At 66.7% G+C, this 15,423-nt stretch carries 12 protein-coding genes; 6 read left to right on the top strand and 6 right to left on the bottom strand.

Going from position 1 to position 15,423, the window contains the following annotated elements; all coding sequences use genetic code 11:
* The first annotated feature begins 6 nt into the window (after positions 1-6).
* The 4 genes from C0216_RS11170 to C0216_RS11155 all read left to right on the top strand — a co-directional run bounded on the left by C0216_RS11170 (position 7) and on the right by C0216_RS11155 (position 8,148).
* The gene (locus C0216_RS11170; protein ID WP_114055119.1) at positions 7-5,553 is read left to right on the top strand and encodes a hypothetical protein; all 5,547 of its coding nucleotides are present in this window, start codon (positions 7-9) and stop codon (positions 5,551-5,553) included.
* 1 nt (position 5,554) lies between these two features.
* The gene (locus tag C0216_RS11165; protein WP_162793168.1) at positions 5,555-7,294 is read left to right on the top strand and encodes a hypothetical protein; all 1,740 of its coding nucleotides are present in this window, start codon (positions 5,555-5,557) and stop codon (positions 7,292-7,294) included.
* 41 nt (positions 7,295-7,335) lie between these two features.
* A complete protein-coding gene (locus tag C0216_RS11160) occupies positions 7,336-7,701 on the top strand; it encodes a hypothetical protein (protein WP_114055117.1) in 366 nt (121 codons plus the stop codon).
* A 132-nt stretch (positions 7,702-7,833) separates the two neighbouring features.
* Entirely contained in the window at positions 7,834-8,148 is a 315-nt protein-coding gene (locus tag C0216_RS11155) for an HU family DNA-binding protein (RefSeq protein WP_114055116.1), read from the top strand.
* A 241-nt stretch (positions 8,149-8,389) separates the two neighbouring features.
* Here the strand turns inward: C0216_RS11155 and C0216_RS11150 are convergent, their stop codons facing one another.
* Positions 8,390-8,935, bottom strand: a complete 546-nt coding sequence (locus tag C0216_RS11150; RefSeq protein ID WP_162793167.1) for a hypothetical protein — start codon at positions 8,933-8,935, stop codon at positions 8,390-8,392.
* Complete coding sequence (locus C0216_RS11145; RefSeq protein WP_114055114.1) at positions 8,895-9,302, bottom strand: hypothetical protein; 408 nt, start codon at positions 9,300-9,302, stop codon at positions 8,895-8,897. Before C0216_RS11145 ends, C0216_RS11150 begins: the two co-directional genes overlap by 41 nt.
* A gap of 702 nt (positions 9,303-10,004) precedes the next feature.
* Between C0216_RS11145 and C0216_RS11140 the strand changes: the two genes are divergently transcribed.
* Complete coding sequence (locus C0216_RS11140; RefSeq protein WP_114055113.1) at positions 10,005-10,469, top strand: LysM peptidoglycan-binding domain-containing protein; 465 nt, start codon at positions 10,005-10,007, stop codon at positions 10,467-10,469.
* Positions 10,470-10,732: 263 nt separating this feature from the next.
* On the opposite strand, the gene C0216_RS11135 is transcribed toward C0216_RS11140, so the two are convergent.
* Positions 10,733-11,251 carry a hypothetical protein gene (locus C0216_RS11135; RefSeq protein WP_114055112.1) on the bottom strand — a complete coding sequence of 173 codons (519 nt, stop codon included), beginning with the start codon at positions 11,249-11,251 and terminating at the stop codon, positions 10,733-10,735.
* A gap of 241 nt (positions 11,252-11,492) precedes the next feature.
* Here C0216_RS11135 and C0216_RS11130 point away from each other — a divergent pair, with 241 nt between their 5' ends.
* A complete protein-coding gene (locus tag C0216_RS11130) occupies positions 11,493-12,368 on the top strand; it encodes a helix-turn-helix transcriptional regulator (protein ID WP_114055111.1) in 876 nt (291 codons plus the stop codon).
* Positions 12,369-12,636: 268 nt separating this feature from the next.
* Here C0216_RS11130 and C0216_RS11125 read toward each other — a convergent pair whose 3' ends face one another.
* The 3 genes from C0216_RS11125 to C0216_RS11115 form a co-directional block, all read right to left on the bottom strand.
* A complete protein-coding gene (locus C0216_RS11125; protein WP_114055110.1) occupies positions 12,637-13,266 on the bottom strand; it encodes an HAD-IA family hydrolase in 630 nt (209 codons plus the stop codon).
* Between the two features lie 279 nt (positions 13,267-13,545).
* Positions 13,546-14,781, bottom strand: a complete 1,236-nt coding sequence (locus tag C0216_RS11120; RefSeq protein ID WP_114058598.1) for an MAB_1171c family putative transporter — start codon at positions 14,779-14,781, stop codon at positions 13,546-13,548.
* A gap of 8 nt (positions 14,782-14,789) precedes the next feature.
* On the bottom strand, positions 14,790-15,353 hold the full coding sequence (locus tag C0216_RS11115) for a hypothetical protein (protein WP_174250376.1): 564 nt from the start codon (positions 15,351-15,353) through the stop codon (positions 14,790-14,792).
* Positions 15,354-15,423 lie beyond the last annotated feature (70 nt).

Here is a 15,423-nt window from a genome sequence, read left to right as displayed (position 1 = left end):
TTGACTATGAAGAAGGCGCGCGGACTGCGGAAGTACTTCTACGAGTACGTCTACTACAAGGCAGTCGAGCAGGCCAGGATGCAGGCCGGACAGGTCATTCCGATCTCCCAGGCCAAGGCGATCCGCGCCCGAGTCGACGAGATCCTCGGCCGGCGGGCCACCGCACTGGCCGACCCCCGGCTGGGCATCGCGGACTGCCTCTCCGCCATCGACCAGGCGTTCGCGGAGAAGGTGTCCGACTACGAGCCGCAGTTCGGTGATCATTCCCCCCGGAACGAGCGCTATCAGCAGTTGCAGCGGGAGTTCACCCGCGTCACCGGTGTCGGTGCCCAGGTCGACTCGCAGTCGGCCCGGCTGCCGATCAGCCCCTATGACCCCGCCTGGTCCGAACGCGCGACCGTGAAGCGCGCCGGAACCGCGCTGCTGTACCTGCCGGACGAGACGATCGGACGCGTGGCCGGCGGCGAGGTGGAGACCCTGGCCGACCCGCGGCGCGGGAACATGGTGCTCTGGGGCATCGACGACAACGGCCGGCCGTTCCAGGCAGGCCGCGCGATGACGATCGACGACGCCGCGGGACTCACCGCGCTCATGGACAAGATGAGCCGGCAGGAGTACGACCAGGTGCGCGAGTGGGTCATCGACGGCAGCCGGAACCCGCAGACGAACCGCGTCGACGGCAACCGCTTCATGTCCCGGCGCGCCGTGGCGCGCTCGGCAGCACTGCTCGAAGAGCTGAAGGCCCAGGGCGTGTCCTACGCGGTGATGCGCGACCGCGAGCCAGGTCAGATCAAGGCGAAGATCGCCGGGACCGGCATGGAGATCCGCCTCATCGACACACGCCAGGAGGAGTACGCCGGAGCTCGGATATACGACAAGGGCACCGTGCTGCGCTACTCGACGAACCACCGGGTTCCCGGCGGCACGGCGGTCTACTCCCCCTCGCCGGCGGAGGCCGTCCAACTACTGCGCTTCGCCCAGGGACATCGCGTCGAGCGTACGGATGTTCCGGGGCGCGCCGCCGGCGAGACCGGCGCGACGCACCAGGAGCGCGGCCGTGGCCGCATGGTGGTGGATGTGCCCGACAGCTACCACGGTGACCGTGATTCGATGTTCGTGGTCGGCGACTACGTGGCCCCCGGTGAGTCCGGCCCTAGGCCCGGCTCGAAGGTGATGCTGCGCCGGGACGCGAAGAACCGCTCACTGCCGGCCTTTTTCATCGACACCGAGTCGGCCGCGGCCTATGCGAAGACCGCCGTCGAGAGCGCTCGGGAGAACCTGCGGGCAGCCCTCGGCGTCGAGGACCTCATTGCCCGTGCCGAGACGGAGCTGGAGCGAACCGGCGGACAGCTGGATGCGATCGAACCGCCGGAGTACTCGGCTGACTCCGAGGTCGCTGCGATCCAGCGCTCGTACTGGGACGTGCTCACAGGCGCCCACAGCGAACTGCTGCGCCCGGGTGCGACCGAAGAGTTGTACCGGCAACGGCTGGAGGAGATCGGCGAGCTGCAGGCCGAGGAGACGCCCGAGATGGGCAACCTCGTCTACGGCGGCACCGCCGTCGAGAAGGTCCGACAGCACGCTGAGGACGTTCCCTTCGAACTCATCGGGACCTGGGAGGCGGAGCCCCACGACGTCGACGGCGAGTGGGTCGATCAGCGCTTCAACCCGGAGCGGGTGGCGCGATACATGACCAGCCCCACCGGGCAGTGGTCGAACCTCGACAACCTCGCCTCAGCGCTTCGTCGTTGCGAGATCTCCCCTGACGAGATCATGGGCTCGACCTTCCAGACGACCCGGTTCAAGGACCGGCTCGTCCGCTTCAACGCCGAGCGTTCCGTGCCGATCGCCGATCACGAATCCGCGTTCATGCGGCGTATCGGGGTCACCGTGCGCGAGAGCATCGAGCGCAACGCGGCGACGGTCGCCGAGATCCTGGTCGACGATCACGGCGTCATTCGCTGGAGTGGCGAGAAGCTTCGCCGTGACGGCAAGGGAACTCCGATCTCGGGCGAGATCGGCCAGGTGTTCGATGTCGGCGAGTACGGCGAGATCACCACCGCCTTCGCCGGCGGGCAGAACGCCCTGATCGTGCCCGGCTACCAGGCCACGATCACGGCCCAGACCCCAGGCGAGGCTCCGACCTCGGTCGAGGAGCGCACGCGCCTGCGCGGCTACGAGCAGCTCATGCACGAGCGCATCCAGTACCAGATCGCCGGTGACGTCATCACCGGGCGGAGCGAGACCGGCGAGCCCTCCTCACTCAACACGGTCTACTCACAGCTTTACGGCACCAGGCACCCCGTCGACTACATCGAGCGCGCCACCACGTACCGGCGGGACGAGTCCACCGGCGAGTTCAAGGCACACCTGGACGAGTGGACGGCAGCGATCCTGCAGACCGAGGCGCGCCGTGTGCGCTACTCCAACGAGATCAAGGCCGGCTCAACCGTCTACGCCGAGTACAGGGCCCAGCGCGACCGAACCGACCCGGCTGATGACAACCACTTCGACGCCTGGCGGCTCACCGGCGGGCGGAACATGGCGGTGCTCACCGGCAAGGACCGGAACAACGTGGCAGCGCCCGGCGGCTACTTCGACCCGGTGATGACCGGGGGCGCGACCAACCAGGGCATCGTGCGGTACCTGACCACTCAGGCCCAGGTCGGCAGCGATGGTCGGATCGTGCCGGGCGACGAGAGCGTGGCCGGACAGCGTGCGCCGCTCATGGCTCTCCCCGAGCTCGAGACGCTGCGGTACGACCCGTTCGACCGTCAGCAGATGACGGCCTCGACGATCATGCAGTCCTCCGAGGTCACCGCACCGGCGAAGACGGCGCTGATGACCTTCGGCGGCTGGACGGCTGATGACCCGATCGTCGTGTCGAAGGAATTCGCCGGGCGCCACCGCATCCGCGGGACCGGCGGTCGGGAGCGCGATCTCGTCGTGGGCGACAAGATCTCGGATCTGCACGGCAACAAGGGCGTGATCTCGCTGATCGTCGACCGGGACATGCCTCTGCACGACGCGCAGCGGCAGGCCGTTGTCGAAGAGGTGAACTGGTTCCGCGCCAACCCGGGTCTGGACGTGGTGATGAGTCCGTTCAGCCTCATCTCCCGGCGCAACGCGGGCTCGGCGCGCGAGCTGATGAGCGGGAACGTCTCCGATCTGCGCTCGCCCAACGGAGAACTGCGGCCGAGTGCCCTGGGCGAGATGCGCTTCGTGGTCACCCATATGGCCGTCGACGAGAAGACGAAGATCTACGACGACGAGCAGGTGCGTGCCGGCAAGGGCCGTAAGGCCTCCGCTCAACTGGCCTGGGCGCTGCAGTCTCAGGACTGTCCGGCGATCATGCGCGAGTTCTACGGCCACAACAGCGGGGCCGAGTCGAGCCTGCGTGAGTACCTGCTGGTATCCGGCATGGACATGGACGCTGACGGCACGCTGCGCGTGATCGGCCAGGCCGAGGGCCTCGACGAGCGTACCGAGCGCCGGTTCATCCCGATGCCCGACTTGCTGCGCACGCAGCCGCGCAGGGCGGGCCAGCTCCCGGGACTGAACATCATGGCGATGCGCGAGTCCTTCGGCGACCTCATCGGCGACCGCGGTGGCGACATGGAGATCCCGTTTCCGCTCACGTATCCGACCGGTGAGCAGACCGAGACGGTGAGCGCGAGCTCGTGGAAGCTGCCGGTGATGTCCTCGCATCTGCGTAGTGGTCAGGAGTTCGAGGACGGGTCCTCCGTCACGCACGACTACACCCGCAGCTACCAGGACGTCTTCGTGGAGGCCTGCCGCTACCGCTACATGGCCGAGCAGCTGGACAGCCAGGGTCTGCCTGCCGAGAAGCGCGCCGAGGTGCGTCGCGGCATGAGCGAATCGGTCTCGCGCGCTCAGCGCGCCTTCGAAGCAATCACGACCGACGTCCAGAACCGAGTGCTGACGGGCACGAGCAACATCTTCAAGACCGGGCTGATGTCCTCACGGCTCACCGACTCGGCGACGATGGTGTGGACCGCAGACCCACGGCTGGACGTCGACCAAGTCGCCCTCAGCTCGGTCAAGGCTGCGAAGTTGGGGCTCGCCGAGGGCGACCACGCGCTGGTGTGGCGTGACCCGGTGCTCCGTGACGCCGGTGTGCGCTACATGCGGGTGGCGATCGACGACCGGCTCACCGGCGCGGCGATCAACCCGGTCATGGACGCCTGCTTCGACGGCGATTTCGACGGTGATGCCGTCGCCGTGGTGAAGCTGCACAGCGAGGCAGCCAAGGCCGAGGCCCTGGCAAAGCTCTCGGTGCCGGCCAACCTGTTGGACACCGGAGTGGTCAGGGGCGATGGTTCACACCCGCTGGCCATGCAGGTGTCGCTGGACACCCAGGTCGCGCTCTCCAAGAACGCCAGAATGGCCCATGAGTTGGAGAGTTCGCGGAGCGAGGCCAACCGGCTCCGGCTGCGGGCCCTCACGGGTTCGGATTCGCCGGAGGACGTCAGGCTCGCCCAGCAGTTCGTGACGGAAGAGCTGAGCGGGCTGTACCGCCGGGCGCAGCGTGGTGAGTTCGGTGCGGCTCTGACGTTCGCGGATCGCGAGGCACACCTGCAGAGCGTGCGCGAGGTCTGTGTCAGGACCGGCGCGAAGGGGAGCGAGAGGAAGCTCGAGGACTACGCCCGGAACCTGGGCGATGCACAGGGCACGCCCGGCATCACCCAATCCGACCAGGAAGCCTCGATGTTCGCCACGGCGATCAAGTCCCACGGCACCGGCTTGGGTGGCGCGTTCAGCCAGCGCGCCGTGCGCGCGCTGCGCGGCGAGGATCTCAAGGCCGTCCTGGAGGTCACCTACCCGGTGACCCAGTCGATCCTGCAGGCGAAGCACGACGCTGCCGAGGCCCGGCACAAATACGCGATGCTCCAGGGCCCCGGCCGTGATCTCTGGAGGGGCCGCAGCATCGAACGTGTCGGCCCGGGCCAGTGGCGCACGGCATTCCTGGACGGTGAGCCCGTCCAGGCTGCGGCCGAGGAGTGGGAAAAGCAGTTCATCGAGTTCTACGAATCGAAGGACGGCTTCGGGGTCAGGGTCAACCCGGAGTACGTGGCCCGCGTGGCCAGTGCGCTGGAGGACCCGGCGACCGGGCTCATCCGCAACTTGGAAGAAGACGTGTCGCTGCGGGGTACCCTGATGGACCGGATGGCCTACGCCGGCGCGTTCGCCGATCTGGTCGAGGCGGCCAAGAACCGTGAGAGCGTCTACGACGGCGAGAAGAACGAGCAGTTCGCGTCCTCGGCGGCTCTGAAGGCTCGGGTGCAGATGTCGTGGCAGCTGGATCAGCTGGGCTCCACCGGAAGGCACAGCCTGGACCACGCCGTGATCGCCGTCGATGACTCGGTGGTCAAGCGCGACGTGATCTCTCAAGACGCGGCGGCGTCCCGCACCCGAGGCTCGCAGCGCCGCTCCGCGCATGCCGTGGCCGCGGGCGCGAGGCGCCCGGTCTACACGCCGAGCATCGAGATCGATCAGCCCGAAGTCGACGACGACTACGGGATGGGGTACTGAGATGGCACAGCCCAAGGAACTGGGAACAGGACCCACGGTGCGCCGGCGCGCGACCAAGGTGCTTCCGGTTGGCGACGATCGGCTTCGGACCGGTGAGCCGCGAGGCAACACCTACGCCCACTGGGCCTCGCGCTCGGACGAGCCGATCGACGCCGAGGTGATCGACGATCCGGGGCCGCAGGACGTGGACGGTGTGCGCGCCTGGCGTGAGCGGCTCCGGGACCGTGCCCGCGAATTCTTCGGTGAGAAGACCCGTAAGCGGATGGCCGACCGTGACCGCGTGCACGGGATCGACGTCGACCGGGCCGAGGACGAGAGCGAGGGCCTGGATCAGCGCGAGCAGCTGCTCAAACTCAGGGCGGAGACGCGGCTGGCCTGCGAGAAGTACATGGACTCGCTGCGGGACTCGAAGCTGTTGGTGCCCGGCTTCACCGACGAGGAGCGCACGCAGGATCTCGGCGTCATGCACCACGTCTACATGCAGATGATGATGCAGTCCTGTCTCAAGCCGCTCTCGCGCGGAGTGAATGCCAACTCGATCATCCAGGCGGTCGGCATGGTGATGACGATGCGGATGCTCGCCCCGGATTTCAAGAAGGAGATGGACAGCTACCTCCAACCCCTCAAGGACAAGATCCAGGAGCGCATCGACACCCGGACCCGTGGCATGGTGGCCTTTGCCGAGAGCGGCATCACGCACCGGCAGAGGATCTTCAAGGACCTGCCGAGCGGGGCCCGGCGCGAGCGCCTGATCGGCAGCACGGATCCGCGTGACCACCTGTCGAAGAAGTGGCGCACGCGCTTGGACGCCATGCAGCATCGTGAGCGCGGCCACCGGGAGATGTTCACTGCGGACTCGGCAGCCATGACCGAGGTCGCTCTCATGGAGAACGCCTTCTGGAAGATGCGGGAGCCGGGCGCGGACGTCGGCCTGATCCGCGAGAGCCACCGGGCGCTGCGCAAGCGCCTGTACGAGCAGATCAGCGAAGACGGCCTGGAGCGCCGGGAGGTCGTCCAGCGCGCCCGAAAGATCATCGGCGAGCGGATGGAGTACGAGCCCGAGCTGCGCACCATGTTCAACGGCGTGGCCCACGGACGGATCGTCAAGGCCCCCGCACACGAGGAGCGGATCGCGGGCTCCGACCGGGTCCGCACCGTTTGGAGCGGGGAGTTCGAGGACCAGTTGGGCCGGCGTCTGCCGGAGGACGGGATGTTCACACTCCGCCGACCCATGGACGCGGACGCCCACCAGGTTCAGCTCGCCGAGACGATGAAGACCTCGCTTCTCAACGCGCTGGGCCGCGGCGACAAAGAGGCCTACGGAGGCAACATGCTCGGCTACCTGGTCGGCTTCGCGGCGCAGAAACAGGGTCTGGACACCAGCGGGCTGCCCGACATGCTCCAGCACCGCCTGGACCAGTCCGAGGTGATGATCGCGAGCATGGACATCGACGGTCTGCCTCCCGAGGAGCAGCAGCGGGTCTACTCCAACGCCTACGTCGACGCGATGGAGGCAGTGCACGAGAAGTACCCGGATCTCGAGGCGCAGCTGAAGCGGAGCCTCGGAGAGAACTGGCAGCGAACACTGCAGACGGCGGTCGACGACCCCGGGGCCTTCTTCGAGGAGCAGCGGCTCAAGCCGCGGTCGGGCCCTACGGGTCCGTCGGCCGAGCGGGAGGCCGGCGCGCAGAACGACGGCCCGAACGCCGAGGCCGACTCCGAGGACTTCCAGCGAACCTGAGCGCGATCCGAGAACACGAACGAGGAGCAGGAGGAGGGGGCTTGAACCAGGAACAGAACGAGGGACAGCAGATCAGGTTCGGATCGCGCTTCGCGCGGATGTTCGGCTACGTCACACCGGAGGATCGGAGCCGATGGGAGCAGCAGCGGGCGCAGAACAAGCCGCACGTCAGCGCGCTCCGGCAGGGCGCGACGTCGGCACTGAGTTCGATGATGGAGTTCGGAGAGCGCAACATCGGCGCGAAGCTCGATGCGGCCCACCGCGTGGCGGCGCAGCAGCGGTTCGAGGAGTCTCACGACAAGGTCCTGAACCAGCGCCGCGATCCGAACACGCGGAGCATCATCGAGTCGGTCGTCTATGAGCCCCGGGGCGACCGGGAGGGCACAGAGCCGGATCTGGAAATCTAGCCGAATGAGCAACGATAAGCATGGTGACTGCATTTGAAAGGCCCCGCTCCCCTTTTCTACTCATGACCATCTCAGATAGACTGGTTCCCGAGCAGGACCGTTTAATGATCGGCGACAGGGCATGGTGTAAACATGGAAACGACGAAGACACCGCGCGTCAATAAGCGCGAGTTCATCTCGCGGGTCGCGACTCGCAGCAAGCTGCCCATCCGGGTGGTGAACAAGGTATACGAGTCGTTGGTTGGTGAACTCACCGGAGCGGTCAGCGGCGGTGAGGCGGTCGTACTCACGAGCTTCGGCCGCTTCTACCGACAGGACCACAAGGGTCACAAGGTGCGCTTCGGCAAGAGCAACGTCGACGACTACGTGGTTCTCAAGTTCTCCGCATCGAGCAGCTTCAACCGCCGACTCGGGGGCCATGAGGACGACGCCTCACCACGGACCTAGAGACGATCGGGGATGCCGGGCAAGTTCGAAAACGTCATTGAGGGTCGTGAGCTGCGGCCCGCGTCGCAGAAAGCGAGGAGCCGGCAGAAAGGAAAATACCCGTGATGCCTGCAGGTATCACGGGTATTTTCTTTGTGGATGAGATGAGTTCGGCCGCGAGGCTCAGCCGTCGGCGATGACGAAGATCAGCACGAGCGCGCCGACCGGGACGATGAGCACGCCGGCCACGGCCAGGTACAGGTCACCCGAACTGGTGGTCAGGCTCATTCATGGATGGCGTGTCGAAACTGCCGGTCAAGCGCTGCCTGGGTCGCGAGGGACTCGCAATCGGCTCGCGCTGCGCGGCCAGCTCGGCGAGAGTGAAGCCCACAGGGCGGCCCAGACGCTGGCCGGCCATGTAGTAGGCCTGCCCGTTCGCGCGTTCGCCCAGGGCGATGATCTCGCGGATGACGGGCTCGCCCGGGCGCTGGGGCGAGCGCTCCCGCCAGACGATCCGGTGCGAGGGCTTTGCATTCGGATCTGCGCCGACGTACGTGGTCTCACAATCGGAGAGATCGGGATAACTGGGCATGTACCCCAGCGGGTGCGTGCCCGGCGCGCCTTGCTGGATCCGGCTCAGCTGGTTGAGAGCCACGCGCAGGAGCCGGCCCTCTGGTCCTTGAGGTTTCTTCAGCGCAGCGTCGTGGAGAGTCTGGAGGTCCTGCTTGAGACCGGCGGTCGGCAGGATGCGGATGACAGGCCGCCGCTCACTCATGACGCTTCTTCTGCTGGGCAGCACGATGGTCATCCGCCCACTGCTGACCGAGCGGGCCGAGGCTCTCGGCCAGTTCCTCGACGGTCATGCCCGCCTCGCCGGAGGCGTCGGACTCCTGGATGCGATGGGAGAGCTCGGCCTGGAAATCAGCCTCAGCGTGGACGTGGGCCGCGTGGTCGTACTTCATGAGGCGCACGAACGCTGCGAAGGGGATGATCGCGGCCTCGGGCTTGTTGCCGTCTCCGAAGATCAGCGGCGTGATCTGGCCGCGGCGATAGAGGTTCAGGACCGTGGCGAGTTCCTCGTGCCTGAGCTGGTCCGTCGGGACGACATTGACAGAGAACTTCGGGAGCTCGGCGCCGGGACTGCTGCCGCCGTGGGCGTTGTCGTTGCGAGTCATACCTTCATTGTAGTCAGCCTGGATTGACTTGTTGTCGACTCGTATACGAGGGTCATCGCCAAGTCGACATGGATGTCGAATGACGGCTCACTCCATCCCTGAGAGGCGCGCCAGGCAGGAGAAGGAGGAGCCGGTGCTCCAGTTCCGCACGGCGCGGATGGAGCACGGGCTCTGATTCCTGCACAGTCACGACGGCCGTCCAGGGCCGAGAGGACGTCGTAAGGCATCACGCATGTGGGCATCGAACAGCTCGCACTTGACGGCGCGGTCGAGGGCGTATGCCTCCCCGTCTGCCCATCAGGGGCAGAGCATCGACAGCCCACTCCCCCGCAGTTCACCCAGCCGGACCCAGGTCGCAGTTCGGACGCCGAACCCGCGGTCGCCCTGCTCGGATCGGCCAGAGCAGAGGAGAGACCGAAGCAGTTGGCCATGGCGGGGCGATCCCTTCGTTCGACCTGGCGGTCGATGGTTCGGGGAGCCATTGGCGATCTCTCGGGCAGGGTTCGCACTACCATTCAATCCCTTATTGCATCGACTTGGATGAGGCTATGAGTAGAATGCCAATGTCAGACGCGGATGACTCTGCATGCTGTTCATAGAGGAGTTGGGGCAGGGATGGCGGCTACGGTTCAGAGGCCAGAGGGGCCGGCGTCGAAGCCGACGGCACAGACGAGAACAACTGCCGGGCATCGCACCGGCCCGATGGGCTTCGGCAACGGGCCGCTGATCGCGGCCGGCGTCATGGCGGGCGGAGCGGCGCTCTTCGTCGGCTGGGGCCTGACGCAGCTCGCGACTTCCGACGGCGGCTTCACCCGGGCACTGCCGGGCAATCACGCCCCGGCCGAGGCACCGGGGAACCCTGACGAGAAGCACGCCGGAGGCAGCAGCGCCCAGCAGCCGAGCGAGGGCGCCGCGGGGAAGCAGGACGAGAGCGGGTCGAGTCCGACTCCGGGGCCCGGTCGCGGCGGGGAGGACGAGCCCAACGGATCGGACGCACGGACCCAGCCCGCGCCGAAGGCGAAGCCGCCCACCGTCACGCCAAGCGATACGCTCGCTGCGATCTCGGGGGCGACGGGGGTTCCGATCGACATTCTGATCGAGGCGAAGAAGATCTTGAATCCGGACTTCATCCACGCGTGGGCCTCGCGGCTCCTCCCACCGGCGTGACGACGCGACAGGGCAACACCCTCACGTACCCGCGCCTGAATCGACGCCCTGACGCCGCGGGGCCATCAGGGCGTCGTCATCTCCTCACGGACCCGCGTGAGCCGGTCCACGGCACGCCTGCACTCGGCCTGAGTTCGACGCCCGGATCAGCTGTGCCGATCCCCCTCGTCGCGAGATTGCAGCGCCCTAAAAGTGACAGAGATCAGGCGACCCCGCCGGCAGCCTGACCGGCGGGGTCGCCTGATGGACAGGATCGTGGTCCCTCACGCCGCATCAGCCTCATCGGACTCACCTCGGCCAAACAGGAATCCGCGGACCTCGCCGTTCTTCATCATGTCCTGCAGATGCACCAAGAACACCGCACGCTGCGTGGCCCGACGATCGGCCAAGGGCTCGTACTCGCGCAGCACCTTCAGATTGACGACCCAGCCGTTCTCCCGAGAGATGGCCTGGTCAAGCTGCGAGTCCAGCACGACGTCCATCCCTGTGAAGTCGTGGTCGAACTCGGAAGCGACGTCCAGGTGTTGGTTCGGCCCGTCGACGTAGAGCGTGTCGACGCCGACCTGCCGGCCGGCCTCGTCGAACGCCACGAGGAACACGCGGTCTGCCCGAGTGGTGTTGTCGACGTGGACCGCTGCGACGTTGGCATCAGCGAGGAAGCTCGTCTCCTCGAACCGCTCGGACACGCGGGCGCGAGCCTCGTAGCACCACATGATGCGCCGGGCTTCGTTGAAACCCTTGAACTCGCCAGAGTCGGACACCTCTGGGTGAGACTGGATCATCGGTGGGATCCTTCCAGGTTCCTGGGCCGTTGCATGACCGGGTCCGGTGGACCCGCCTTGTACAGGGCGGGTAGTTCAGCGATGGACTAACCACAGGGCATACGATCGACGCGCGAGCAGAGCCCCACCATCAGGTGCGATACAGAAACGTACGTTAGATGCATGGATCGATCAAGCCAGTTTCCGTTAGGGTTCTCTCATCAGCACCCGAGGTCTAGACCGCCAAGTCGCAGGAGTTCATGTGCCACGTCAATTCGACGGCAGCCGAGTGCGAGCTGTCAGACGGGGCAGGGAGCTCAGCCAGAAGGAGCTGGGCGCGAGAGTGGGCGTCAGCGGCCCCACCGTGGCGCGATGGGAAAGCGGCGAAGAGTTCCCCAAGGGGGAGAAACTCCCGGGGATCGCGTCGGCACTTGGTCAGGACCTCGACGCCCTCTTCCCCTACGACGGCGCCGTGGACCTGCAGTTGCTCCGCTGCGACGCCGGCCTCAGCGTGGCGCAGGCCTCCGAGGCCATCAATGCCAGTCGCGTGCCGTTGAGCAACGCGGAGTCCGGCAGGCGTCGGCTCCAGGACGCCTACGTGGGACCCCTGTCGCACGCCTACGGGGTGACGACGGAAGAGCTGCTGGCCGCGCAGGACGTCTCGTTCGGGCTCCGCAGGGCGCGGCCCCCGAGGGAAGCCCGTCCGTCTGCACCTCGCACCGTCGGCGAGAAGATCAACTATCTGCTGGAGCACGGGTACGCGGGCCGGACGCCTCCGTCCAACGAGCAGATCGCGCAGGCCGTCAACGAGCACAGCGGCACGACGCACATGACTGCCGATGACATCGCCACGCTGCGTTCGGGCGCCCCGACGACTGTCTCGGGCGCAGTACGTGCCGGCCTGGCCCACGCTCTCCAGGTCGACACCGCCCTCTTCCAGGACGACGCCGAGTTGAGCCCCGCGGCCGGTGAATTCCTCGAAGCCATCCGCTTCCTGGGGTCGATCCGCCAGGGCCAGATCCTCGGCCTCGCCGCCCGGGGCAACCAGGCGGGGCTGTCGGCCGAGATGATGGCCAAGATCAACGAGGTCGTCGGAGAGCTGAAGAACAAGCTGCCGGGCGAGCAGAGCGAGCAGTGACGCCCTTCGCGGCTGGGCTGGAGCTCTTCGCGGCTGGGCTGGAGCTCGGGGCACGCCCCATGCGGCGTGTCGAGGTAGACGACGGCCGGGCTTCGCCCGGTGGCGGAACACCACCTTCCGCGTGCCGGATGCGGTCCCGCTGTCCTGACGCCCACGACCAGGATGCCGAGCCGCACCGGCACAACGCAGATCCCCGGCTGTCGACCACCTTGCAGTGAGGTGGTCAACAGCCGGGGACGGCGGGACCAGGCGCCTGCTCGGGGGACGGCTACGGCACGGCGGTGAGGTCCACGCCCAGCAGGTTCGACAGGTCGACCACCGTCTGCCTGGGATCCTTGTTGTGCACCCCCGCGAAACCGAGCTGCTCCGCCGCCTGGACGTACGCCTCGGTGTCGTCCACGAAGACGCACTGCTCGGCAGGCATCTCCATGAGCTTGAGCGTGATCTCGAAGAGCTCGGGGTCGGGCTTGCGCAGCTGGTGGTGCTCGGAGATCACCACGACGTCGTACAGCTTCTCGAGGTCGTAGCCGTCGTAGAGGTCCCAGGGCGCGAGGCCCACCGAGTTGGACAGGATGCCCACCTTGATCCCCGCTCGCCGCGCCGCGGCGGCCGCGTTGATCAGCAGCGGCTCCGGACGCAGGCCTCCGAAGATCCTGCCCATCAGGTTGTCGGGAGAGACGCCCAGCTTCTTGCCGGCGAACTCGTTCCACTCGGTCTGGCTGACCGCTCCGCGCTCGAGGTCGCTGGTGATCCGGACGCCCTCTTCGTCCTGGTACAGGGCCGAGATGCATGCACCCTGGGGAAGCCCTTCACGCTGCTCGAAGGCGAGCACCACGGGCAGGAGCGGTGTGGTGAGCACGCCTCCGAAGTCGAGGACGAGGCCGGTGTGCTGAGACATGCAGGAACTCCAGTGCTGAGAATCTGGGCGCCGCCCGTACGGGACAGCGTTCCGGCCCCGGCATACGCGTGGCGGCGACAGCGCCTGCGCTTCGCTTTCCAGGGTCGGCGGTATTTACAGGGCGGAAGGCGATGCCACCCACTGTATGGCCCACGGTACCCGCCACCTCTTTGCGGGACTGGTCTGGCGGCCCTGCCCGAATCCGAAGGGCGGCAATAGCACCTGGGCCCTGTTTTCTATTTCACGCGACCTCCCAATTGAGTCGACTTCTTCAGCGTTTTACGCATCCGGTTCAAGACTCAGCTCCGCAGACTGCTCCAGAAGCTCTTGAGCGTCGCCCGGGGTGATGACCGCGTAGGCCTTGCTCACTCGCACGAGCCAAGCGGCCTCGCTGTTCGTGTCGACGAAAGGTTTCTCCTGGAGCGGGCCCGTCGCGTACTGGCTGGGCTTCGTGGTGGCAGCGGCACGGAGCGCCGCGGCGATCCAGTACGCCTCGGCGCCCGGCTCGGGGTCGGGGTGCGACGCGGCTGCCTCCTCAGCAGCCCACAGGAGCGTCTCCGGGGCGTAGTACCGGAGCTTCTCGCAGGCATCAGCGATGTCCTGGGTCCACCGGTCCAGGCGGACATCGCTGGGGACGCGCATGTGGATCAGCTCGGCCAGACGCGACCCGGGCGGGTAGAGACTCGTTCCGGGGAAAGCCTTTACCAGGTCGAACCAGAGCGGGTGAAGCCGGTAGAGGGTCTTCCATGTCTTCCAGCGAGCAGCAACGACGCTGGTGGTGGGGATGCTCGCGCCTACGGCCACGATCAGGAAGAGCAGGTTCATCCACATCGCCGTGAGATCGATGAGCATCTCCATTGTGGAATGACTCAGCGGGAAAAATACCGCCGTCCACACAATGATGATTCGGGCCGTCGTGTGGAGGAGCCCCATCCACATCGAGATTCCCATGAGCCTGAGACCGACTCGCATACTGGTCGTCTCGGCTTCTCGCGCCCCCCGCGACCACTGGTAGCCGCAGACTGCGGCTGTGACGAGCGGGAAGAAGTAGAAGACGCTCATATACACAGCGGCGCCCAATTCCCCTGCGTGATCGCTGAGGAAGTCCTCACTTTGCCGCCGACGGTCCACAACGGTGAAAAAGAGAATGGTGAGCAGGGTCACGCCGATCGCGCCCACCGGGTAGGAGGCACGGGCGATCCAGCGCGACACCGTGACGTGCCGTGGCACCACGGCTTCGGAGCTCTTGCCGTAGCTGGTCGCAACGTACGTCAAGGACGCGATGAGGGCGGCGGTGCTGGCGAAGTGTCTCAGGAGAGCGTTCAGATCATTCACGGGGATGCGGTCCACGGCCTGCATGGCTGCTGGTGTGTAGAGCCACAAGGCCACGGAGAATCCGGCGTAGCCGCCCCAGAGGGCTCGGCGGTGCGCGTCACCGTACCGGACGGCGGGGAATCGCCAGACGGCTATGAGGGTCATCACGGCCGCGGTCAGGTACCTGAAGAAGTCGAGCATGCCGTCCGTCATGCGTTCTTGGGGCCACGCCGCGGCGGAGCAACGGGGTGGGAGAGCGAGGACTCCAGGAGGCTGACCATGTCGTCGCCGGCCAACGGCTGACGGCGGGCCGACCGCTTGATCAGGGACGCCGACAGCTCGGCCTGCTGCTCCTCCGGGCTGTCGTAGTTCACGCGGCCTTGGACCAGAGCCACGGGGAATCGACGGAGGACTTCCTCCCGGATGTGCTCAGGGACGTATCGCTCGACCTCTTCATCGGTCAGGGTGCTCCCATGGTCCAGCCACTCGTGCGCCAGCTCATGGAGGATGATGTGCTCGGTCTGGTTCCGGCTGGACCGGCGCCGGTAGAGCACGACCGTGAACTCCGGCGTCCTGACTCGAAGGCCGCAGGCTGTGCCCAGCCCTCCGTCCGGGTCGTCAAAAGGCACCAGCCGAATCTGACGCTTCAGCGCATGCTCCATGTTTCGGACCAGCGCCTCGACGCTGAAGGGAGTGGGCACCGGCAGATCGGCAAGCAGCTTCTCGCATTCCTTCAAGAGCGCGCGTCGCGAAGGGTCCCTGCGCCACTGCATGACTGCTCTCGCGAGGTGCATCGGCGTTCTACCGCCTGGTTCTGCACGCAACCCGCCACTCTCCCCGCTC

It is taken from the genome of Streptomyces globosus (assembly GCF_003325375.1).
Classification (GTDB): domain Bacteria; phylum Actinomycetota; class Actinomycetes; order Streptomycetales; family Streptomycetaceae; genus Streptomyces; species Streptomyces globosus_A.
This window is presented reverse-complemented; position numbering and strand designations above follow the sequence as displayed.

Bases quoted from the DNA above. Each gene is read 5' to 3' on its own strand.
- C0216_RS11170 (WP_114055119.1), top strand. From the start codon at position 7: ATGAAGAAGGCGCGCGGACTGCGGAAGTACTTCTACGAGTACGTCTAC.
- C0216_RS11165 (WP_162793168.1), top strand. From the start codon at position 5,555: ATGGCACAGCCCAAGGAACTGGGAACAGGACCCACGGTGCGCCGGCGC.
- C0216_RS11155 (WP_114055116.1), top strand. From the start codon at position 7,834: ATGGAAACGACGAAGACACCGCGCGTCAATAAGCGCGAGTTCATCTCG.
- C0216_RS11150 (WP_162793167.1), bottom strand. From the start codon at position 8,935: ATGACCATCGTGCTGCCCAGCAGAAGAAGCGTCATGAGTGAGCGGCGG.
- C0216_RS11145 (WP_114055114.1), bottom strand. From the start codon at position 9,302: ATGACTCGCAACGACAACGCCCACGGCGGCAGCAGTCCCGGCGCCGAG.
- C0216_RS11140 (WP_114055113.1), top strand. From the start codon at position 10,005: ATGGGCTTCGGCAACGGGCCGCTGATCGCGGCCGGCGTCATGGCGGGC.
- C0216_RS11135 (WP_114055112.1), bottom strand. From the start codon at position 11,251: ATGATCCAGTCTCACCCAGAGGTGTCCGACTCTGGCGAGTTCAAGGGT.
- C0216_RS11125 (WP_114055110.1), bottom strand. From the start codon at position 13,266: ATGTCTCAGCACACCGGCCTCGTCCTCGACTTCGGAGGCGTGCTCACC.
- C0216_RS11120 (WP_114058598.1), bottom strand. From the start codon at position 14,781: ATGCTCGACTTCTTCAGGTACCTGACCGCGGCCGTGATGACCCTCATA.
- C0216_RS11115 (WP_174250376.1), bottom strand. From the start codon at position 15,353: ATGCAGTGGCGCAGGGACCCTTCGCGACGCGCGCTCTTGAAGGAATGC.